The sequence below is a fragment of the Streptomyces indicus genome (genome assembly GCF_900100315.1).
GTDB lineage: Bacteria > Actinomycetota > Actinomycetes > Streptomycetales > Streptomycetaceae > Streptomyces > Streptomyces indicus.
Map to the genome: position 1 here is coordinate 424,112 of NZ_FNFF01000002.1, position 20,540 is coordinate 444,651.

Consider the following 20,540-nt stretch of genomic DNA (forward strand, 5'->3'; position numbering starts at 1 on the left):
GTGAAGGGACCCTCGGGGCCCTTCGTCCCACCGGTCTCGGGGCCTTCGTCCGGCGGGCGCCCTATCCACCCACGGGGGTATTGTCAAGAGGGCAAGCACACCATAACGGGTAATTTTCAGCCGTCCCGCCTCGGTGGATGACCATACGAACTCTGGTACCCACACCGCAGGCGCGACACCGCCTGTCACCCGACAATCGGGGAAGCCGACCGGTGCGGCAGCCGGACCGGCCGGCGACCGCGGGCCGGCCGTGCGGGAAGGCCCTGCGGGCAGGGCCCGACAGGCGACGAGTGAAGCGAAGAACGGAGAGCACGCGTGACGCGCAGCGTGTACGTGACCGGGATCGACCGAGGAGACGGCCGGCAGGTCGTCGAGCTGGGAGTCATGGAGCTGCTGACCCGGCAGGTCGACCGGGTGGGCGTGTTCCGCCCGCTCGTCCACGACGGTCCCGACCGCCTTTTCGATCTGCTGCGGGCGCGCTACCGCCTCACGCAGGACGCCTCGTCCGTGTACGGCATGGACTACCAGGAGGCCTCCGCGCTCCAGGCCGAGAAGGGCACCGACGAGCTGGTCTCGCAGCTGGTCGACCGCTTCCACCAGGTGGCACGCGAGTACGAGGTGGTTCTCGTGCTCGGCACCGACTTCGCCGACACCCAGCTCCCCGACGAGCTGGCGCTCAACGCGCGGCTCGCGAACGAGTTCGGCGCCTGGGTGCTCCCGGTGGTCGGCGGCAGGAAGCAGGCCGCGGGCTCGGTGCGCTCCGAGGCGCGCAACGCCTACCGGGCGTACGAGGCGCTCGGCTGCGATGTGCTCGCGATGGTCGTGAACCGCGTCGCCGGCGAGGACCGCGATGTGATCGCGGAGAAGCTCGGCACCCAACTCCCCGTCCCCTGCTACGTCCTGCCCGACGAGTCGGCCCTGGCCGCGCCCACCGTCGCGCAGATCACGCACGCCCTGGACGGCAAGGTGCTGCTGGGCGACGACTCCGGCCTTGCGCGCGACGCCCTTGACTTCGTGTTCGGCGGCGCCATGCTGCCGAACTTCCTCAACGCCCTGACCCCGGGCTGCCTCGTGGTCACCCCCGGCGACCGCGCCGACCTGGTGGTGGGCGCGCTGGCCGCGCACAACGCCGGTACGCCGCCGATCGCGGGCGTGCTGCTCACCCTCAACGAACGGCCCAGCCAGGAGATCCTGCGCCTGGCCGAACGCCTCGCGCCCGGCACGCCGGTGATCTCCGTGGCCGGGAACTCCTTCCCGACCGCGGCCGAACTCTTCGCGCTCGAAGGCAAGTTGAACGCCGCCACCCCGCGCAAGGCGGAGACCGCGCTCGGCCTCTTCGAGCGGCACGTCGACGGCCAGGAGCTGCTCGGCCGCCTGGAGGTGTCCCGCAGCGGCAAGGTCACGCCGATGATGTTCGAGCACAAGCTCATCGAGCAGGCCCGCTCGGACAAGCGCCGCGTCGTACTGCCCGAAGGCACCGAGGAGCGCGTGCTGCGCGCCGCCGACGTGCTGCTCCGCCGCGGCGTCTGCGACCTGACGCTGCTCGGCGACACCGAGGCCATCCGCAAGAAGGCCGCCGACCTCGGCATCAACCTGGCCGACGCGCAGATCATCGACCCCGCGACCTCCGAGCTGCGCGCCCGCTTCGCCGAGGACTACGCGAAGATGCGCGCCCACAAGGGCATGACGGTCGAGCTCGCCAACGACGTCGTCGTGGACGTGAACTACTTCGGCACGCTGATGGTCCAGAGCGGTCTCGCCGACGGCATGGTCTCCGGCTCGGTGCACTCCACCGCGGCCACCATCCGCCCGGCCTTCGAGATCATCAAGACCAAGCCGGACGCGAAGATCGTCTCCTCGGTGTTCTTCATGTGCCTGGCCGACAAGGTCCTCGTGTACGGCGACTGCGCGGTCAACCCGGACCCGAACGCCGAGCAGCTCGCCGACATCGCGCTCCAGTCGGCCGCCACCGCCGAGCAGTTCGGCGTGGAGCCGCGGATCGCGATGCTCTCGTACTCGACCGGCACCTCCGGCAAGGGCGCCGACGTGGACAAGGTGCGCGAGGCCACCGAGCTGGCCCGCGGCCTCAACCCGGCCCTGAAGATCGAGGGCCCGATCCAGTACGACGCGGCGGTCGAGCCCTCCGTCGCGGCCACCAAGCTGCCCGACTCCGAGGTGGCGGGCCAGGCCAGCGTGCTGATCTTCCCCGACCTCAACACCGGCAACAACACGTACAAGGCCGTGCAGCGCTCGGCCGGCGCGATCGCCGTCGGTCCGGTGCTCCAGGGTCTGCGCAAGCCGGTGAACGACCTGTCCCGCGGCGCCCTCGTCCAGGACATCGTCAACACCGTCGCCATCACGGCGATCCAGGCCCAGACCCCCGCCCCCACCGCGTAACACCCGTACCCCCCCACAAGGAAGCGCCACCTCAGTGACTGTCTCTCGCGCAGCGAATCGCGTACTCGTCCTCAACTCCGGCTCCTCGTCGGTGAAGTACCAGCTGCTCGACATGGCCGACGCCTCGCGTCTGGCCGTCGGCCTGGTCGAGCGCATCGGTGAGGAGACCTCCCGCCTCAAGCACACGCCGCTGACCGGCGGCGGCGCGGAGGCCCGGGTCTTCGAGGGCCCGATCGCCGACCACAAGGCCGCCCTCGAAGCGGTCGCGGCCGAGCTGGCCAAGGACGGCCTCGGCCTGGACTCCCCCGAGCTGGCCGCGATCGGCCACCGTGTGGTGCACGGCGGCACGAAGTTCACCCAGCCCACCGTGGTGGACGCCGAGGTGCTCGCCGAGCTGGAGCAGCTGGTGCCGCTCGCGCCGCTGCACAACCCGGCGAACGTCACGGGCATCGAGGTGGCCCGCGCGATCCGCCCCGACCTGCCGCAGGTCGCGGTGTTCGACACCGCCTTCCACGCGACGATGCCGGAGGCCGCGTACCGCTACGCGATCGACCGCGAGACGGCCGACGCGCTCTCCATCCGGCGCTACGGCTTCCACGGCACCTCGCACGCGTACGTGGCGCGCGAGACCGCGAAGCTGCTCGGCAAGGCGCCCGAGGAGACCAACGTGATCGTGCTGCACCTGGGCAACGGCGCCTCGGCGTCCGCGGTCCGTGGCGGGGTGTGCGTGGACACCTCGATGGGGCTCACGCCGCTTGAGGGGCTCGTGATGGGTACCCGCTCCGGTGACCTGGACCCGGCCGTGATCTTCCATCTGGCCCGGGTCGGCGGGAAGTCGGTCGACGAGATCGACGCGCTCCTGAACAAAAAGAGCGGCCTGATCGGCCTGTGCGGCGACAACGACATGCGCGAGATCCTGCGCCGCCGCGACGAGGGCGACGCGAGCGCCGCGCTCGCCTTCGACGTCTACATCCACCGCCTGAAGAAGTACATCGGCGCGTACACCGCGGTGCTCGGCCGGATCGACGCGGTGGCGTTCACCGCGGGGGTCGGAGAGAACTCCACGCCGGTGCGCGAGGCCGCGATCGCGGGCCTGGAGGAGCTGGGCCTGGCCCTCGACGGCGAGCGCAACGCCGTGCGCGGGGACGAGCCGCGGCTGATCTCCGCGGACTACGCGCGGGTCGCGGTGGCCGTCGTACCGACCGATGAGGAACTGGAGATCGCCACGCAGGCGTACGCGCTCGTGACGGGATGAAAGGCGTGAATGCAGGTGAATGCAGCGTGGAATGCAGCCCCCTGAATTCCCCTCATCTGAGCGGCAGTTCGCCCCTTTGGACTTTCCACTAGACGGAATATTCCGCACCGAAACAAACCGATAGGATCCGCCCCATGCGCCGTTCCAAAATCGTCTGCACTCTGGGCCCCGCCGTCGACTCGTATGAGCAGCTGAAGGCTCTCATCGAGGCCGGAATGAATGTGGCCCGCTTCAACTTCAGCCACGGATCCCACGCAGAGCACCAGGAGCGGTACGACCGTGTCCGCCAGGCCTCCGCCGACACCGGCAAGGCCGTGGGTGTGCTCGCCGACCTTCAGGGGCCCAAGATCCGCCTGGAGACCTTCGCCGAGGGTCCCGTCGAGCTGGTGCGCGGTGACGAGTTCACCATCACCACCGAGGACGTGCCGGGCGACAAGTCGATCTGCGGCACGACCTACAAGGGTCTGCCCGGCGATGTGGCCAAGGGCGACCAGGTGCTCATCAACGACGGAAACGTCGAGCTGAAGGTCGTCTCCGTCGAGGGCCCGCGGGTCAAGACCGTGGTCATCGAAGGCGGTGTGATCTCGGACCACAAGGGCATCAACCTGCCCGGCGCCGCGGTCAACGTGCCGGCCCTTTCCGAGAAGGACGTCGAGGACCTCCGCTTCGCGCTCCGCATGGGCTGCGACATGGTCGCCCTGTCCTTCGTGCGCGACGCCAACGACGTCAAGGACGTCCACAAGGTGATGGATGAGGAGGGCCGCCGCGTCCCCGTCATCGCCAAGGTCGAGAAGCCGCAGGCCGTCAACAACATGGAGGGCGTCGTCTCGGCGTTCGACGCCGTGATGGTGGCCCGTGGCGACCTGGCCGTCGAATACCCGCTGGAGAAGGTCCCGATGGTGCAGAAGCGCCTCGTGGAGCTCTGCCGCCGCAACGCCAAGCCGGTGATCGTGGCGACCCAGATGATGGAGTCGATGATCACCAACTCCCGTCCCACGCGCGCCGAGGCCTCCGACGTGGCCAACGCGATCCTGGACGGTGCGGACGCGGTCATGCTGTCGGCCGAGTCCTCGGTGGGCGCCTACCCGATCGAGACGGTCAAGACGATGTCGAAGATCGTCGCCGCCGCCGAGGAGGAGCTGCTCTCCAAGGGTCTCCAGCCGCTCGTACCCGGCAAGAAGCCGCGCACGCAGGGCGGTTCGGTGGCCCGTGCGGCCGCCGAGATCGCCGAGTTCCTGGACGCGAAGTCGCTCGTCGCCTTCACGCACTCCGGTGACACGGCCCGCCGGCTCTCCCGCTACCGTCCCGTGCAGCCGATCCTGGCGTTCACCACCTCGCAGGACACCTGCAACCAGCTCACCCTGAGCTGGGGCGTGAACACCCAGATCGTGCAGCACGTCGACAACACCGACGACATGGTCGAGCTGGTCGACGCCGAGATGATGAAGATCAACGCGTGCAGCACCGGCGACACCATCATCATCACCGCCGGCTCGCCCCCCGGTATCCCCGGCACGACCAACATGGTCCGGGTGCACCACCTCGGCGGCGGCCGCCGCGACTGAGGTTCTTCCGGTACGACGAAGAGGGCGCCCTCCGCTGCGGAGGGCGCCCTCTTCGTATGTGCGGCAGGAGCGGGCTGCTGCGGGCAGCCGCGGGCGGCTGCCGGAACTCCCTTACTCCACCACGTAATTCTCGAACCCTGGCACCGTCAGCGTGCCGCCGAACTGGCCGGCCTGCATCACGGTGACGTTGGTGAAGAACGCGAACGGCACGTTGAGCGGCGGCGGCGTCTTCGGCGTGAACTCGACGGGGATCAGCCCGAAGAGGTTGCCCTTGAGCGACTCGGTGTACATCGTCACCGTGCCGCCGCGGATCTTCGAGGTCGCGCCCTTGGAGCCGTTGACGTGCGCGGCGGGCCCGCCCTTGGGGTCCTGCACGATCTGGTGCAGGTCCTTGATGTCCACCTCGTCGGCGGTGAACTTCAGGACCGGCTTGACCGTGCCGTTCGCCGTCTTGACGTTGACGACACCGTGGTAGTCGAGGCCGCGCAGCGTGAGCATGCTGGACTCGAGCTTCCACGGGTAGTCGGGCAGCGCCGGGATGCCGGGCTCGAGGTCGGCGTCCGCCAGGGCCTTCGGGTCCGACTCGGCACACGGGAAGCGCGGCTTGCCGTCCTCGCCGAGCGGCAGGTCCTTCAGGGCTTCGTCGAGCGTCGGCACGTCCAGGCCCTCGACCTCGGCGCCCACCTTGTCGGCGGCCTCCTCGATGTCGGCCTTGAGCTTGTCCGCGGCCTTGTCCGCCTCGTCGGTGACCTTGTCGGCCGCGTCCTCGGCGGGCTTGTCGGCAGGCTTGTCCGCGGCCTCGTCCTCGGCGGGCTTGTCCGCGGCCGGCTTATCGGTCTCCTCGGCGGAGGGCTTCCCGCTCGGCTCGGCCGAGGGCTCCGCGGAGGGCTCGGGAGCGGCCGTCTCCTCGTCGCCCGGCGTGAAGAAGTCCTTGACGTCCTCGCCGAACTGCTCCAGCTTGTCGCCGACGCCCAGCGGGTCCAGCGGGTTCTTGGACTCGCTCGGCGCGGGCGTGGGCTCGGCGGCGGGCTCGTCGGCCGCCTTCGGCTCCGCGGCGTCCGCCGTGCCGTCCTCGCCCGAGGCACTGGCCGACGGCGAGGGCTCCCCGGAGGGCTCCGCGCCGGGCTTCTCGGTGTCTGCCGTGTCCTCTTCGCCCTTGGAGTCCTCACCCGTCTCGGAGGCCGAGGGAGTCGGCGTCGGGGACGCGCTCTCCTTCTTCTCCTCCTCCTGGGCCGCCTCGACGTCCTCGCGCGTCACGCACGGGCCGGAGGAGAAGGGGATCGCGCTGTCGTCGGCCACCGCCGGCTTGGGCATGAGGCCCATGCCGACGAACACGGCGGTGGGCATCGCGGCGAGCGCCATGGCCTTGTTGGCCGGCAGTTGCAGCTTCGTCAGGAGCGACTTGCGCGGAGCCGCGTGCTTGGGACCGGTCTTCCCCGTGCGTATGCCGTCCAGCGCCGGGCTCTCGGCGCCGTCCGCGGCATCGAGGGCCAGTTGCGTACCGTCACCCGGCACTGTGGTGCCTCCCGCCGTTGGTCTCCAGTGTGGTGTCCGCACCGCTGGCGTCGTCGGTGTGCGGTGCGGGGGCCGGCTCCGGCTGCTCGTCCGCCGCCTCCTCCTTCGCGGCCGGCCGGCCGGGCGCCCACGAGATGGACAGCGCGCCGCCGATCATCGCGAGCAGGAAGCCGATCAGGAAGCCGCCGAGGTTCGACACGGGGATCGAGATCAGGGCGAGCAGAATCGCCGCGACGCCCGCGAAGACCCGGACGATGTGGTGGAACCACATGGTCAGGCCGAGCGTGACCAGGAGCACGCCGATGATCAGCGAACCGGCTCCGGCCGTGGTGGCCATGGCGAGCGTGACATTGCCGAGCTTGATGTTCCCGTACGGCAGATACGCGATCGGAATGCCGCCGAGGATGGTGAAGAGGCCCGCCCAGAACGGTCGGGCACCTCGCCAGGCCCGGAACTTCCTCCAGTAGACCTTGACGATGTGGTCGTTCGGCCCCGGTGCATCGGCGCTCATGGGACAACAGCTCCTTGGAACCGGCAGTACATGAATTCAGAAGGTCTGTGTGGCGGGCGGGGAGACGATGCTCCGCGCCCGCCGGGCCAGTCGCCCGACGGCCGGCCCCTCTCAGCGAGGGGCGGCGGCCGCAGTGCGCAGCGAGTGCGCGGCAGCGCTCAGCGAGTGCGCGGCGGCACCCGGCGAGTGCCTAGTAGCACTCGTTCTTGCCCTTGCTGAGCGCCATGCCGAAGCCGCTCAGCTTGAACGTGCCCGCGCTGGTCGCCCAGGCGGTCTGCTTCACGTCCTTGATGACGGCACGGTCGGCACGCTGGGCGAAACCGTTGGGGTTCGCCTGCTCGCCGCCGCCCTTCATCGGGGGCACCTTGTCGCCGGCGGAACCGGCGGCGACGCCGATGTCCACGTTGGAGAACGTGGCCTCGGACGACTCGAGCTGCGCGACATCGATGTAGATGTTGTCGGCCTCGACGGGCGTGCCCTTGCCACCGGCGGTGAGCTTCAGCGTCACGTCACCGATGACCGGGACGTGCGTGACCACCGACTGGCACAGGTTGGTGATGTAGGCCTTCTTGAAGGCGTTGATGGCCACCGGGTGGGCGGCCTTCTTGCCTTCCATGTCCACGCCGACGTCAACGCCGCCGTACTGGAGCATGTTGCGTCCGTCGAGTTCGTTCGCGGTGACCTTGAACGACTGACCGGACACGCTGAACGATGCCGCGAGCGCACCCTGCGAGAGGGCGACACCTATCGCGGCAGTAGCCGCGACGCTCGGCACCATGACGACGGCGAACCGCTTCCATCTGGTTCCGCCACGAGCCACGGATTCCATGACTTTCCTCCTTCTCGGACGTACATCTCCTGCCCCTGACTGCCTCTAGCGGCTCAGCCGGGCAGGGATGGGAGAAGTGCTACGTCCTCGGGAAGGAGAGCGCCTCTATCCGGTACGCAGGCATGTACTGCGGTGCGGAACACGGGCGATCACCCCCGAGCGACAACCACGAAGCCGCGCCGGAGCGCGACCGGTCGGACAGGCCCCGCCGGTCGGCGGAGACCCCCCTGTCCAGGCCGGCGACGTGTGTCTCCGGCCGCTCGGTGGGGACCCAGGAACCCGCTTCCCGAGCTGGCTGTCGGGCGTACGTGAATGGACCGAGCGTGGCCGATCGTGGTGCATTCGGAGCGCCCGCACAAGGGGGTTCGTTACTCACTGGTAACGGCTCCATAACCCCGTCACTGCAGCGTGATGCCGGGCGGGCACACAGGGTGCATACGACCCTGGGGACAGATCAGTTGATCGTCTGGCAGAACCGGACAGAACACCAGCTTCGCTTTACTCCAAGTAACAGCGGCCGCGATTACCAAGATTTGGTAAAGCGCGGCCGCCGTGTCGCTGTGTCGTCAAATCTTCACAAGACCACTGGTGGGTGGCCGGTTTAACGACTGGTCAGCTACGCACCATCCGGATGATTCGGGTGGATGGTGCGTACTGACGTGTCAGAACCGGGATTTATCCCTCCGGTCCGCCTCCGGCCACTCGTCCGATCCTCGTCCGATCCTCGTTCGCTCCTCGTCTCGTCCGTATACGAGGAGCGGTCAGAACAAGGCGCGGGCGAGGGCCGAACGGGCCTTGGCCACGCGCGGATCGTCGGCCCCGACCACCTCGAACAGGCCGAGCAGATGCACGCGTACGGCATCGCGGTCGTCGCCGAAGACCTTCTTGACCGTGTCCACGAGCCGGCCGAAGGCGTCCTCGACGTGGCCGCCGACGAGGTCCAGGTCGGCCGCGGCGATCTGCGCCTGCGGGTCGGCCGGGTTCTCGGCCGCCGCCTGGCGCACCTGCTGCGGGTCCAACCCCTGGACGCGCTGGAGGAGTTCGGCCTGGGCGAGGCCCAGCTTGGCCTCGGTGTTGGCGGGGTCGTCGGCGAGGACATTCTTGTACGCCTGCACCGCGCCGCCCAAGTCGCCCGCGTCCAGGGCCTGTACGGCGGCTTCGAGCAGGGCGTCGTACGGTCCGGCCGGCTCGGGCGCGGCCTGCGGTGCGCCGCCCTCCGCGTCCGGGTCGACGACGAGGCCCGTCAGACCGAAGCGCTCCTCGCCGACCTGGATCAGCTGGTCGAGGGTCTGGCGGATCTGGGCCTCGGGGGCGGCGCCCTGGAAGAGCGGCAGCGCCTGCCCGGCCACGACCGCGAAGACGGCCGGGATGCCTTGGATCCCGAACTGCTGCATCAGCATCTGGTTGGCGTCGACGTCGACCTTCGCGAGCACGAAGCGGCCGTTGTACTCCAGGGTCAGTTTCTCGAGCAGCGGGCCGAGCTGCTTGCAGGGCTCGCACCACTCGGCCCAGAAGTCGATCACGACGGGCACTTCGGTGGAGCGCTGGATGACGGCGCTCTCGAACGTCGCCTCGCTGACGTCGATCACGAGGTCGGCGGGTGAGACGGCGCCGCCGCCCTGCCGGGCCGCTTCGGCCCGCGCCTGCTCCGCCTTGGCCTTGGCCTCCTGGGCCGCCTTCACCGCGGCGAGGTCGACGACTCCGCTCATGGACATGTTCCGTGGCTGCATGGTCCTATCCTCCCCCCTCGGGGTGGGCCGGTGAAAAGCCGTTGCCCAATTCATGGGCAAACGCTCTCCCCTGCCGGGGTGGGACCTGCGCCCCGCGCCCGCCTTCCGGGGCTGCGCCCCGCTCGCTGCTCCGCCGCTCCGCGGCGGGGTTGGGATGTAAGGGCTGACGCCCCCACGCCCCGCTCCGGGGCTCCGCCCCAGACCCCGCTGACGCTCCGCCGCTCCGCGGCGGGTGAGGTTCCAGGGGCTCACGCCCCCACACCCCCTCCGGGGCTTCGCCCCTGACCCCGCTGATGCTCCGCCGCTCCGCGGCGGGTGAGGTTCCAGGGGCTCACGCCCCCACACCCCCTCCGGGGCTCCGCCCCAGACCCCGCTGACGCTCCGCCGCTCCGCGGCGGGTGAGGTGGCAGGGGCTGGCGCCCCTGCACCCCGTTCGGGGGCTCCGCCCCCTGGCCCCCGCGTGGTGCGGGGAGCACACCGGGGCGCCCCGTGACGTGCGCAGTACACCGGGCCACCCCGTGACGTGCGCAGTACACCGGCGCGCTCGCGTGGCATGCGCAGTGCACCCGCGCACCCGCGTGCCGGCGCGGCGGGTCGCACACCAGCCGCCCCAAAAGCTCATCGGCTGCAGGCCTGCGCCCCGTCCGTAAGCCCCCCGCCGGATGCGGGGCGTACGGGTAGGGCGCGGCCGGTGGGCCCGGTGCGGTGGCCCGGTGGTCCCGAGGAGGCGGGACCGGTGGTCCGAGGAGGACCGGGTGGTGCGGGGTCCCCACCCCGCACCTGTGGTTGCCGCTCGCGGTGAGAGGTTCACGTGCGAGCTTTCGCTACGACTCGTAGCGTATATCGTCTGCCGGGCGCTCGGCTCGTGATCTCCCTCACGGGGGTGGGGCGATCACGGGCCGGGCCGCCCGCCCCGCCACGCCCTCGGCACCCCACCCGCACCCCCGCCCGTCCCGTACCGCCCGGTATGGTCACCGCCATGCACAGCAGTACCGAGCGGTCCGGCCGCACCGGGCGCCCCCGCAGCGTCGAAGCGGATGCCGCGATCCTCGGGGCCACCCGGGACGCCCTCGTCGAACTCGGCTGGTCGAAGCTGACGCTCGGGGACGTGGCCACACGCGCCGGCGTCGCGAAGACCACCCTGTACCGGCGGTGGGCCGGCAAGAACGAGCTCGTCGTGGACGCCGTCGCCGTGCTCTTCGACGAGCTGGAGCTGCCCGACCTCGGCAGCCTCGCGGCCGATGTCGAGGACGTGGTGCTCCAGTTCGCGCGGCTGCTCGAGCGCCCCGAGACGCGTACGGCCCTGATGGCCGTCGTCTCCGAGTCCACCCGCGACGACGCCCTGCGCGCGCGGATCCGCTCCTCCATCGTGGAGCGGCAGAAGCGGCTCGTCCTCGAAGGGCGGCAACGGGCCCAGGAGCGGGGCGAGTTGCCCGTACAGAGTGACGACGAGGCCGCCGCCCGTACCGCCGACCTCATCTTCGACGTCGTCGCCGGCGCCGTGGTCCACCGCTCCCTGGTGAGCGCCGAGCCGGTGGACCGCGCGTGGGCGGCCTCGTTCGTGCGCCTGCTGCTCAACGGACTGACCCATGTGTGACGGCATGGGTGAAGACGCGTAAGAAGAGAGGCTGCCCGCGATGCCCGTGCCCGCCGATCCGACCGTCCTGCACGCCATGCCCGACCAGCCGCGCGTGGTGCTGCTCAAGCCGCTGGTGCAGTCCCCGCTGATCGAGGTCGGGGAGTTCTCGTACTACGACGATCCGGAGCACGCCACCGCCTTCGAGACGCGCAATGTGCTCTATCACTACGGGCCCGAGCGGCTGGTCATCGGGAAGTTCTGCGCGCTGGGCACGGGCACGCGCTTCATCATGAACGGCGCCAACCACCGTATGGACGGCCCCTCCACCTTCCCCTTCCCCACCATGGGCGGGTCCTGGGCGGAGCACTTCGACCTGCTGACCGGCCTGCCCAACCCCGGGGACACCGTGGTCGGGAACGACGTCTGGTTCGGCAACGGCGCCACCGTGATGCCGGGCGTGCGGATCGGGCACGGCGCGATCATCGCGACCGGCGCGGTGGTCACCGGCGATGTGCCCGACTACGGGATCGTCGGCGGGAACCCGGCCCGCCTCATCCGCACCCGCTTCGACGAGCAGACCGTCGAGCGGCTGCTCGCTGTGGCCTGGTGGGACTGGCCGGCCGAGCACATCACCGCACACGTCCGCACGATCATGTCCGGATCGGTGACGGAGCTGGAGGACGCGGCTCCGTGACGCGGACCGGGGTGGACGCGCCCGGCACGTCCACCCCGGATCGGCCGGACACCCCGACCGGCCTCAGACCTGGTAACGCTCCACGTCGAACAGCCGCAGGTTCTCCGCCACCCACTCCGACGTCCGCTTCAGGCCCTCGCCCAGCGACATCTGCGGCTCCCAGCCCGCCCATTCACGGGCCCGGGAGTTGTCCGAGAGCAGGCGCTCCACCTCGCTGCCCGCGGGCCGCAGCCGCGCGGGGTCGACCACCACGGTGGCGTCCCGGCCCGAGGCCGCGATGAGTTCCTCGGCGAGACGGCCGATGGAGATCTCGCGTCCGGTGCCGAGGTTCACCACCTCGCCGAGCGCCCGGTCGCACGCGGCCACCGCGAGGAACCCGCGCGCGGTGTCCGTGACATACGTGAAGTCGCGGGTGGGCGTGAGCGAGCCCAGCTTGATCTCCCGTACGCCCGCGTGCAGTTGGGCCAGGATCGTCGGGATCACCGCGCGGGCCGACTGGCGCGGGCCGTAGGTGTTGAAGGGGCGGACCACCGCGACCGGCAGCTCGAAGGCGTGGCGGTGCGAGAGCGCCATCATGTCCGCGCCGATCTTCGAGGCCGAGTACGGGGACTGCGGCTGGAGCGGGTGGTCCTCACTGATCGGGACGGTGAGCGCGGTCCCGTAGACCTCGCTGGTGGAGGTGTGGATCAGGCGGCGCACTCCGTGGCGTCGGCAGGCCTCGGCGATGTTCTCGGTGCCGACGACGTTCGTCTGCACGTACGCGCCGGGCGAGTCGTAGCTGTACGGGATGCCGATGAGGGCCGCGAGGTGGAAGACGGTGTCGCAGCCGGCCACCGCGTCCATCACGCGCCCGGGGTCGCGCACGTCGCCCGCGAGCATCTCGACCTCGGAGGTGCCGAGGTAGCGGGCGAGGTGCCCCTTCTCGGCGTACGGCTTGTAGTGCACCAACGCCCGGACGCGCGCGCCCTGTTCGACGAGCAGGTCGACGAGCGTGGAGCCGATGAAGCCCTCGGCGCCGGTGACGAGGACGGTGCGACCGCTCCAGTCGAAGGAGTTCCGGTCGGATACGGGGTTCATGCGGCGTTCTCCATCAGGGTGAGGCGGGCGGGGTGGCCGGCGAGGCGCAGGACCTCGGCGGTCAGGTTGCGGGCGGCGTCGGCGTGCGGGCCGGGGTCGGCGGCGCGGGCCATGGCGGCGAGGCGTTCGGGACGGTCGAGCAGCGGGCCGACCAGGTCGGCGAGGTGCTCGGCGGTGGTCTCGGCGTCGGGCAGGAGCAGTCCCGCGCCGACGTCGCTGAGCACGCGCGCGTTGTGGGTCTGGTGGTCGCCGGGCGCGTGCGGGTACGGGACGAGGACGGCGGGCACGCCCGTGGCAGCGAGTTCGGCGACGGTGGCGGAGCCGGCCCGGCAGACCACCAGGTCGGCGGCGGCGTACGCGTGGTCCATGCGGTCCAGGTAGGGCACGGCCCGCGCGACGGGCGAGGCGCCGAGCCGGCGCCGGGTCTCCTCCAGGGCGGCCGGGCCCGTCTTGATGAGAAGGAACACGTCGGTGCGCGAGCGCCACAGCTCCGCGAGGCCGAGTGCCGCCTCGGTGAGGCGGGCCGCGCCGAGGCTGCCGCCGTTGAAGACGATCACGCGCGCGTCCTGCGGCACCCCGAGCGCCCGGCGCGCCTCGGCGCGCAGGGCGGGACGGTCGAGGCCGGCCAGTCCGGCGGCGATGGGCATGCCGACCACCCGGGCCCGCTCACCGCCCGCGAGATGGGCGCGGCTGCGGTCGAAGGCGACCGTGAGGTGCGGGGTGAGGCGGGCGGCGAACTGGTTGGCGCGGCCCGGCACGGCGTTGGACTCGTGGATCACGCTCGGCAGCCCGGCGAACCGCGCACCGACGATCACCGGCGCGCTGGGATAGCCGCCCATGCCCACCGCGACCTGCGCGCGCTGCTCGCGCAGGATCGAGCGGACCTGCATCCCGGACTTCACCAGCGCCGCGGGCAGCAGATAGCGGCGGGCGCCGAGGGAGGGGTCGAAGGGGATCATGTCGACGGTGTGCAGCCGGTAGCCGGCCCCGGGTATGAGGCGGGTCTCCAGACCGCGGGTGGTGCCCACGAAGGAGATCTCCGCGTCGGGCACGGCACGGCGCAGGGCGTCGGCGAGCGCGAGACCGGGATAGATGTGGCCCCCGGTCCCGCCCGCACCGATCACCACGGACAGGGGCGGTGTGGGTGAAGTCAGCATGCGAAGCACCCTGACGAACCGGACTAAGAGGGTTCTAAGAGTCCGGTTTGGCAGTCTTTACGGCATGGCAGCGAACTCCCCCGCCCCACCCGCCCCTCCCGTACGCGCGCGGATCCTCGTCGTCGACGACGAGCCCGAGGTGCGGGCCGCCGTCGAGGACGGCCTCACGGTCGAGGGGTACGAGGTGCGCGGCGCGGGCGACGGGCTCGCGGCCCTGTCCGCGGTGGCCTCCTGGCAGCCGGACGCGCTCGTCGTGGACGTGATGATGCCCGTGATGGACGGGCTCGCGCTGTGCCGCCGGCTGCGCGCGCTGGGCGACCGTACGCCGGTCCTGGTCCTGACCGCGCTCGGCTCGGTGAGCGAGCGGGTGGACGGCCTGGACGCGGGCGCCGACGACTATCTGGTGAAGCCCTTCGCCCTGGACGAGCTGGCCGCGCGGGTCCGGGCGCTGCTGCGCCGGGCCGCGCCGGACCCGGTCGAGTCCGGCGAGCTGCTCGCGTTCGCGGATCTGACGGCCGACCCCGTGACCCGCACCGGGCAGCGCGGCGGCCGGCCGCTCGAGTTCAGCCGGACCGAGTTCGCGCTCCTGGAGCAGCTGCTGCTCAGCCCGGGCCAGACGCTGCCGCGCGAGCTGCTCCTGGAGCGCGTGTGGGGCCAGGACTTCGGCCCGGACTCCAACTCCCTCGCCGTATACGTGGGTTATCTGCGCCGCAAGCTGGAAGCGGGCGGCGAGCCGCGCCTCGTCCACACCGTGCACGGCGTGGGCTACCGCCTGGACGTGGCGTGAGCTCGGCACGGGACGCGGGCCAGGAGCGCGGCGGCGCGCCCTCCCGCGGCAACGGGCCCGCCCACGACAGGGAGGCGACCGGACACGGCCGGGGATCCGCACACGACCAGGGACCCTCCCGCGGAAGGGGATCCGCCCCCGCCCACGCCCTCGGCGCCCGCTGGCGGCGGCGCCGTCCGCTGCGCACCCGGCTCGCGCTCGCCGCGACGGCCGCGGTGGCGCTGGTCGCGGTGGGGATCTGCACGGCCGCGTTCTTCGTGATCCGCTTCAAGCTCTACCAGCAGCTCGACCAGAACCTCGCCCAGTCCGCGAACCTGATCGCCCAGCAGCACCAGCGCGAGTCCATCGGCGTGTACACCGGCGAGTGCCGCTACCTGGGCGCGCCCGCCTGCGTCCAGCGGGTGCCGGAGGATCCGGCGAAGGACCCGTCGAAGCCGTACGCGGAGAAGGGCCCGGAGGGGGACGCGCGTCCGGACGATCCGTACGTCCTGCCCGTGTCGGGCACGACCCGGCAGGTCGCGTCCGGTCAACACCCCGCGTACTACACCAACTTCACGCTCGACGGCCATCCGGCCCGGATGTACACCACCCCTTCGACCGACGGCACGGCGCTCCAGGTGGCGCTGCGCGCCGACATCGCCGACCGCGGGGTGCGCCAGGCCGCGACCCTGCTCGCCCTGGTGGGCGGGGCCGGGGTGCTGCTCGCGGGCGCGGCCGGGTACTGGGTCTCGCGCACCGGGCTCGCACCGGTCACCCGGCTCACCGCCACCGCCGAGCGGATCGCCGCCACGCGCGACGCCCGGCACCGCATCGAGCTGCCGCCGGGGCGTGCGGGCCGCGAGGACGAGGTGACGCGGCTCGCGGCCACGTTCAACACGATGCTCGGCGAGCTGGAGCAGTCGGTCACCGCGCAGCGCCGCCTGGTCGCCGACGCCTCCCACGAGCTGCGCACCCCGCTCACGGCGCTGCGGACGAATGCCGAACTCCTCGCCCGCGCCGACCGGTTGACGCCCGCGCAGCGCGACCGCGCCGCCCAGGCTCTCGGCCGGCAGCTGCGGGAGGTGACCGGGCTGGTGAACGACCTGATCGAGCTGGCCCGCGACGAGGAACCGCTGCCCCTGCTGGAAGAGGTGCGGCTGGCGGCCCTGGTGGGGCATGCAGTGGAGGCGGCCCGTACGCACTGGCCCGCGGTCTCCTTCACCTGGGACGTGGACGAGCCGGCCGCCGCCCTGACGCTGCCCGGGGTCCCCTCGCGCCTGTCCCGCCTGGTGACGAATCTGCTCGACAACGCGGCGAAGTTCTCCCCGCCCGGCGGCCCGGTCGAAGTGACCCTCACCGAGCGGACGTTGACCGTGCGGGACCACGGCCCGGGCATCGACCCGGCGGACCTGCCGCATGTCTTCGACCGCTTCTACCGCGCCGAGTCCGCCCGCGCCCTGCCCGGTTCGGGGCTCGGCCTCGCGATGGCCCGCCAGATCGCCCGCGCCCACGGGGCGGAGCTCACGGCGGGCCGGGCGCCGGGCGGCGGGGCGCTGTTCACCCTTGCGCTGCCTTGATCCCGCTGATCCATAGTGGGGCCATGGGAGAGAACAAGAAGCGCATGCTGGCGGGTGACTGGTACATCGCCGACGACGAGGAGCTGCTCGCGGCGACGGTGCGGCGGGCCAAGCTGTGCGAGCTCTACAACGCGGCCTCGACGGCGCCGGCCGACCAACGCCGCAACCTGCTGAAGCAGTTGATCGGTGAGCTCGGCGAGGACGTGCGCATCCGCCCGCCGTTCCAGTGCGACTACGGCACGTACATCTCGATCGGCGCCCGCACCTTCGTCAACTTCGGCGCGGTCTTCCTGGACGCGGCCCCGATCACGATCGGCGAGGACGTCCAGATCGGCCCGAACGTCCAACTTCTCACCCCCACCCACGAGTTGGATCCGGTGCGCCGCCGGGAGGGCTGGGAGAAGGGCGAGCCGATCACCATCGGCGACAACGTCTGGCTCGGCGGCGGCGTGATCGTCTGCCCGGGCGTGACCATCGGCGCGGACACCGTGGTCGGCGCGGGCTCGGTGGTCACGCGCGACCTGCCGGCGGGCGTCCTGGCCGTGGGCAACCCGGCGCGGGTGGTGCGCAGCCTGCGCTGACCGCCCTCACACGTCGGCCCCCGCCAGGGCGATCCCCAACGGCGTCCGCTCGTAGAGGACTTGGTGCCCGTAACGGCGCGAGGTGAGCAGGCCCGCACCCTTGAGGGCCGACAGATGCGCGGATACGGAGGAGGGGGCGAGGCCGAGCCGGTGGGCGAGCGCGGAGGTGCTCGCCGGGTCGGCGAGTGCGGTCAGGACGTCTGCGCGGGCCCGGCCGAGCAGGCGAGCGAGTGCGTCGGCGGTACCGGCGCCCGCCTCGCTCCACAGGCCGCCGATGCCGCGCGCCGGATAGATGATCGCGGGCCGCCACGGCTCCTCCTGGCCGCTGACCACATGCGGCCAGGTGAACACCGAGGGGATCAGGACCAGGCCCTCGCCGTGCAGGGTGCGCTCGTACTCCCCCAGGCTGCTGACCACGGTCAGGGTCGAGCCCTCCCAGCGCAGATTGGGGTTCAACTCGCCGAGCAGCTCCCGGAATCCGACCGCCGCGAGCACCCGCGAGTGGTACGCGATATCCGCTTCGAGCAGCGCGCGCAGGCGCGGCCACTCGGGGGCGATCAGCCGGTGCCAGGCCTGTTCGATGCGGTCGGCCAGGAGCTGGACGGCGGCCGCCGGGTCGGCGAGCAGCTGCCGCCCGAGCGCGCTCTCCAGCGCTCCCGGCTGGTCCGCGAGCGTCTCGTACAGATCGGTGTACGCGTCGTCGGCGGGCGTCTCCCGTACCCGCGACAACTCCTCGTCGAAGGTGGAGAGCGCGTTCGTCGGCGGCGGGCACCAGAAGTCCGGGTAGCGCCCGCGCTGCGGCATCAGGCGCAGGACCGGGGCGAGGTCGAGCTCGGCTGCCGCGTCCTTGATCCGGCGCAGCCACGGCAGGTGGTAGCCGTGGCTCTCGGGTCGCCCGAGCATGCTGATCGCCGCCTGCGTCTCCCAGATCGGCGAGATCGCGAACCGGCAGTGCAGCAGGTCCTGTTCACCGAAGTGCAGATGGAAGGGCATGCCTTACGGTACGAAGATTCGGCCTGAGCCGAAAGTCTTAGCCGTACGGGCCCGGGAGGCCACGCTGCTGCACATGTCGACCGAGACCCGTGCCAGCGCCCTCGATGCCGCCCCGCCCCAGGGGTACGGCGCCGTCTTCCGTGTCCGCGAGTTCCGTGCCGTGTTCGCGGCGCATCTGCTCTCGCTGCTCGGCGTGATCGTCAGCGAGATCGCCCTGACCGTGCTCGTCTACGAGCTCACCAACTCGCCGCTGCTCAGCGCCCTCACGTTCGCGCTCGGCATGCTCCCGTACCTCATCGGCGGCACGCTGTTCGCCGGGGTCGCCGACCGCTACCCGGCCCGCCGCGTCCTCGTCGTGTGCGATCTGGTCTGCGCCGCCTGCGTGGCCGTGATGATCGTGCCGGGCACCCCGGTGGCGGCGCTGCTCGCGCTGCGCGTCCTGATCGCCGCGATCGCGCCGGTCTTCACCGGCACGCGGATGGCCGCACTCACCGACATCCTCGGCGAGGGCGACCTTTTCGTCCTGGGCCGCTCGCTCCTGCGCATCGTCTCGCAGAGCGCCCAGCTCGCCGGGTTCGGCGTGGGCGGCATCCTGCTCGCCGTGGTCTCGCCGCGCGGCGCGATCACGATCACCCTCGGCACCTTCCTCGCCTCGGCCGCCCTGCTGCGCTTCGGCACGAAGGCCAGGCCCGCCCGGACCCGCGGCAGCGCCACCCTCCTGCGCGAGTCCCTCTCCGGCGCCCGCCTGGTCTTCGCCGACCGGCGGATGCGCGCCCAGATCCTGCTCTTCTGGATCCCCGCCATGTTCGTGGTCGCGCCCGAGGCGCTCGCCGCCCCGTACGCCGCGCACATCGGCGCGGGTCCCGCGGCGCTCGGCCTGATGATGTGCGCGATGCCCGTGGGCCACATCGCGGCCGAGCTGTGGGTCGGCACCCGTCTGAGCGGACGCACCCGCTCGCGCATCGTCTACCCCGTCGCGGCGGTGGGCCTGCTCCCCTACCTGGGATACGCGATGGCGCCCGGCCTCGGCCTCACGCTGCTGCTGCTCGTCCTCGCGGGAGCCGGCGGCGCGTACGTGCTCGGCCTCGACCAGTGGTTCGTGGCCACCGTGCCCGAGGAGCTGCGCGGCCGTGCCATGACCCTGATGACCGCGGGCCTGATGACGGTCCAGGGCGCGGGCATGGCGCTCGCGGGCCTGGCCGCTGAGTTCTGGCCCGTGCACCAGGTGGTCACCGGCGCCGGCGTCCTCGGTACGGCGCTGTCCGTACTCCTCGTATGGGAGGCGCGGCGGGCCGGGGCCGAGCCTCCGGTTCACACCTGAGACCGCTCCACAGCCGGAGCCGGAGTCACCGGAGCCGGGGCGGGCGGCCGCGCGCCGCCCGCCCGCGCCAGCGAGGTGACCGCGACCCCGCCCACGAGCAGCACCGCCGCGGCCCAGCGCAGACCGCTGACCGACTCGTCGAGCAGCAGCGCCGCCGAGGACATCCCGAAGACGGGCACGAGCAGCGAGAAGGGGGCCACGGCGGAGGCGGGGTAGCGGCGCAGCAGGAAGCCCCAGGCGCCGAACCCGAAGACGGTCGCGCCCCAGGCGACGTAGACGAGCGCGCCGAGGCCGCCCCAGTCGAGGCCGCGCAGCGCCGCCAGGCCCGCGTCCGGCCCCTCGAAGAGCAACGACAGGGCGAGCAGCGGCAGTACGGGGATCACGGACACCCAGACCATGAAGTTCAGCGCGTCCGGCGGCGCGGCCTTGCGGGTGAGCACGTTGGAGACGCCCCAGCAGGCCGCGGCCGCGATGACGAGCACGAAGGCGAGCACGGGGCCCGACGCCCCCTCGTCCACGGCGGCGAGCGCGATCCCGCCGAGCGCGAGGGCCATGCCCGCGACCCGCACCTTGCCCGGCCGCTCCCGCAGCACCAGCGCCGCGAACACGGCCGTGAAGACCGCCTGGATCTGGAGCACCAGCGAGGACAGACCGGCCGGCATCCCGCGGTCCATCCCGAGGAAGAGCAGCCCGAACTTGGCCACGCCCAGGGCGACTCCGACCCCGATCACCCACTTCCAGGCGACCTTGGGCCGGCCCACGAAGAAGACGGCGGGCAGCGCCGCCACCAGGAACCGCAGGGCGGAGAAGAGCAGCGGCGGGAAGTGCCCGAGCCCCACCTCGATGACGACGAAGTTCACGCCCCAGACGGCGGCGACCAGGACGGCGAGAGCGATGTGTACGGGGCGCATGCACCGAGGATCGACGACCGCGACCATTCAGCACCAGCGCGGATTTCTTCATGGTTGGATTGAGCATTGCTTACGGATCGCC

At 71.7% G+C, this 20,540-nt stretch carries 17 protein-coding genes; 9 read left to right on the forward strand and 8 right to left on the reverse strand.

Features of this window, described 5'->3' with window-relative positions; all coding sequences use genetic code 11:
• Positions 1-315: 315 nt before the first annotated feature.
• The 3 genes from pta (at position 316) to pyk (ending at position 5,217) form a co-directional block, all read left to right on the forward strand.
• A complete protein-coding gene (pta, locus tag BLT97_RS08455; RefSeq protein WP_093608139.1) occupies positions 316-2,397 on the forward strand; it encodes a phosphate acetyltransferase in 2,082 nt (693 codons plus the stop codon).
• Between the two features lie 34 nt (positions 2,398-2,431).
• Positions 2,432-3,652 carry an acetate kinase gene (locus BLT97_RS08460; protein WP_093608140.1) on the forward strand — a complete coding sequence of 407 codons (1,221 nt, stop codon included), beginning with the start codon at positions 2,432-2,434 and terminating at the stop codon, positions 3,650-3,652.
• 134 nt (positions 3,653-3,786) lie between these two features.
• Positions 3,787-5,217, forward strand: coding sequence for a pyruvate kinase (pyk, locus tag BLT97_RS08465; protein WP_093608141.1), 1,431 nt, complete (start codon positions 3,787-3,789; stop codon positions 5,215-5,217).
• 111 nt (positions 5,218-5,328) lie between these two features.
• Here the strand turns inward: pyk and BLT97_RS08470 are convergent, their stop codons facing one another.
• The 4 genes from BLT97_RS08470 to BLT97_RS08490 all read right to left on the reverse strand — a co-directional run bounded on the left by BLT97_RS08470 (position 5,329) and on the right by BLT97_RS08490 (position 9,802).
• Complete coding sequence (locus BLT97_RS08470; protein WP_093608142.1) at positions 5,329-6,732, reverse strand: prolipoprotein diacylglyceryl transferase; 1,404 nt, start codon at positions 6,730-6,732, stop codon at positions 5,329-5,331.
• Positions 6,722-7,243, reverse strand: coding sequence for a DUF6114 domain-containing protein (locus BLT97_RS08475; RefSeq protein ID WP_093608143.1), 522 nt, complete (start codon positions 7,241-7,243; stop codon positions 6,722-6,724). Before BLT97_RS08475 ends, BLT97_RS08470 begins: the two co-directional genes overlap by 11 nt.
• Positions 7,244-7,433: 190 nt before the next feature.
• Positions 7,434-8,072 (reverse strand): DUF6230 family protein, encoded by a 639-nt coding sequence (locus tag BLT97_RS08480; RefSeq protein ID WP_093608144.1) that lies wholly within the window; start codon positions 8,070-8,072, stop codon positions 7,434-7,436.
• Positions 8,073-8,833: 761 nt separating this feature from the next.
• Positions 8,834-9,802, reverse strand: a complete 969-nt coding sequence (locus BLT97_RS08490) for a tetratricopeptide repeat protein (protein WP_093608145.1) — start codon at positions 9,800-9,802, stop codon at positions 8,834-8,836.
• Positions 9,803-10,781: 979 nt separating this feature from the next.
• Between BLT97_RS08490 and BLT97_RS08495 the strand changes: the two genes are divergently transcribed.
• Both BLT97_RS08495 and BLT97_RS08500 read left to right on the forward strand, forming a co-directional pair.
• Positions 10,782-11,399 (forward strand): TetR/AcrR family transcriptional regulator, encoded by a 618-nt coding sequence (locus BLT97_RS08495; protein WP_093608356.1) that lies wholly within the window; start codon positions 10,782-10,784, stop codon positions 11,397-11,399.
• A 40-nt stretch (positions 11,400-11,439) separates the two neighbouring features.
• Entirely contained in the window at positions 11,440-12,075 is a 636-nt protein-coding gene (locus BLT97_RS08500; RefSeq protein WP_093608146.1) for a CatB-related O-acetyltransferase, read from the forward strand.
• A 63-nt stretch (positions 12,076-12,138) separates the two neighbouring features.
• Here the strand turns inward: BLT97_RS08500 and BLT97_RS08505 are convergent, their stop codons facing one another.
• Positions 12,139-13,152, reverse strand: coding sequence for a GDP-mannose 4,6-dehydratase (locus BLT97_RS08505; protein WP_093608147.1), 1,014 nt, complete (start codon positions 13,150-13,152; stop codon positions 12,139-12,141).
• A complete protein-coding gene (locus BLT97_RS08510; RefSeq protein ID WP_093608148.1) occupies positions 13,149-14,309 on the reverse strand; it encodes a UDP-N-acetylglucosamine--N-acetylmuramyl-(pentapeptide) pyrophosphoryl-undecaprenol N-acetylglucosamine transferase in 1,161 nt (386 codons plus the stop codon). Before BLT97_RS08510 ends, BLT97_RS08505 begins: the two co-directional genes overlap by 4 nt.
• A 64-nt stretch (positions 14,310-14,373) precedes the next feature.
• Here BLT97_RS08510 and BLT97_RS08515 point away from each other — a divergent pair, with 64 nt between their 5' ends.
• The 3 genes from BLT97_RS08515 to BLT97_RS08525 all read left to right on the forward strand — a co-directional run bounded on the left by BLT97_RS08515 (position 14,374) and on the right by BLT97_RS08525 (position 17,233).
• The gene (locus BLT97_RS08515) at positions 14,374-15,096 is read left to right on the forward strand and encodes a response regulator transcription factor (protein ID WP_093608149.1); all 723 of its coding nucleotides are present in this window, start codon (positions 14,374-14,376) and stop codon (positions 15,094-15,096) included.
• Between the two features lie 179 nt (positions 15,097-15,275).
• On the forward strand, positions 15,276-16,652 hold the full coding sequence (locus tag BLT97_RS08520) for a sensor histidine kinase (protein WP_245769234.1): 1,377 nt from the start codon (positions 15,276-15,278) through the stop codon (positions 16,650-16,652).
• Between the two features lie 23 nt (positions 16,653-16,675).
• A complete protein-coding gene (locus BLT97_RS08525) occupies positions 16,676-17,233 on the forward strand; it encodes a sugar O-acetyltransferase (protein ID WP_093608150.1) in 558 nt (185 codons plus the stop codon).
• Positions 17,234-17,239: 6 nt separating this feature from the next.
• Here BLT97_RS08525 and BLT97_RS08530 read toward each other — a convergent pair whose 3' ends face one another.
• Positions 17,240-18,226 carry an ArsR/SmtB family transcription factor gene (locus BLT97_RS08530; RefSeq protein WP_093608151.1) on the reverse strand — a complete coding sequence of 329 codons (987 nt, stop codon included), beginning with the start codon at positions 18,224-18,226 and terminating at the stop codon, positions 17,240-17,242.
• 73 nt (positions 18,227-18,299) lie between these two features.
• On the opposite strand from BLT97_RS08530, the gene BLT97_RS08535 reads away from it, so the two are divergent.
• Positions 18,300-19,547 (forward strand): MFS transporter, encoded by a 1,248-nt coding sequence (locus tag BLT97_RS08535; protein ID WP_093608152.1) that lies wholly within the window; start codon positions 18,300-18,302, stop codon positions 19,545-19,547.
• On the opposite strand, the gene BLT97_RS08540 is transcribed toward BLT97_RS08535, so the two are convergent.
• Complete coding sequence (locus BLT97_RS08540; RefSeq protein ID WP_093608358.1) at positions 19,538-20,458, reverse strand: EamA family transporter; 921 nt, start codon at positions 20,456-20,458, stop codon at positions 19,538-19,540. The two genes, BLT97_RS08535 and BLT97_RS08540, sit on opposite strands and share 10 nt — an antisense overlap.
• Positions 20,459-20,540: the final 82 nt, after the last annotated feature.

Excerpts from the sequence above, each read along its gene's own strand:
- BLT97_RS08505 (WP_093608147.1), bottom strand. The coding sequence starts at position 13,152 with ATGAACCCCGTATCCGACCGGAACTCCTTCGACTGGAGCGGTCGCACC.
- BLT97_RS08500 (WP_093608146.1), top strand. The coding sequence starts at position 11,440 with ATGCCCGTGCCCGCCGATCCGACCGTCCTGCACGCCATGCCCGACCAG.
- BLT97_RS08510 (WP_093608148.1), bottom strand. The coding sequence starts at position 14,309 with ATGCTGACTTCACCCACACCGCCCCTGTCCGTGGTGATCGGTGCGGGC.
- BLT97_RS08525 (WP_093608150.1), top strand. The coding sequence starts at position 16,676 with ATGGGAGAGAACAAGAAGCGCATGCTGGCGGGTGACTGGTACATCGCC.
- BLT97_RS08535 (WP_093608152.1), top strand. The coding sequence starts at position 18,300 with ATGTCGACCGAGACCCGTGCCAGCGCCCTCGATGCCGCCCCGCCCCAG.
- BLT97_RS08475 (WP_093608143.1), bottom strand. The coding sequence starts at position 7,243 with ATGAGCGCCGATGCACCGGGGCCGAACGACCACATCGTCAAGGTCTAC.
- BLT97_RS08495 (WP_093608356.1), top strand. The coding sequence starts at position 10,782 with ATGCACAGCAGTACCGAGCGGTCCGGCCGCACCGGGCGCCCCCGCAGC.
- pyk (WP_093608141.1), top strand. The coding sequence starts at position 3,787 with ATGCGCCGTTCCAAAATCGTCTGCACTCTGGGCCCCGCCGTCGACTCG.
- BLT97_RS08515 (WP_093608149.1), top strand. The coding sequence starts at position 14,374 with ATGGCAGCGAACTCCCCCGCCCCACCCGCCCCTCCCGTACGCGCGCGG.
- BLT97_RS08480 (WP_093608144.1), bottom strand. The coding sequence starts at position 8,072 with ATGGAATCCGTGGCTCGTGGCGGAACCAGATGGAAGCGGTTCGCCGTC.
- BLT97_RS08530 (WP_093608151.1), bottom strand. The coding sequence starts at position 18,226 with ATGCCCTTCCATCTGCACTTCGGTGAACAGGACCTGCTGCACTGCCGG.
- BLT97_RS08490 (WP_093608145.1), bottom strand. The coding sequence starts at position 9,802 with ATGCAGCCACGGAACATGTCCATGAGCGGAGTCGTCGACCTCGCCGCG.
- BLT97_RS08540 (WP_093608358.1), bottom strand. The coding sequence starts at position 20,458 with ATGCGCCCCGTACACATCGCTCTCGCCGTCCTGGTCGCCGCCGTCTGG.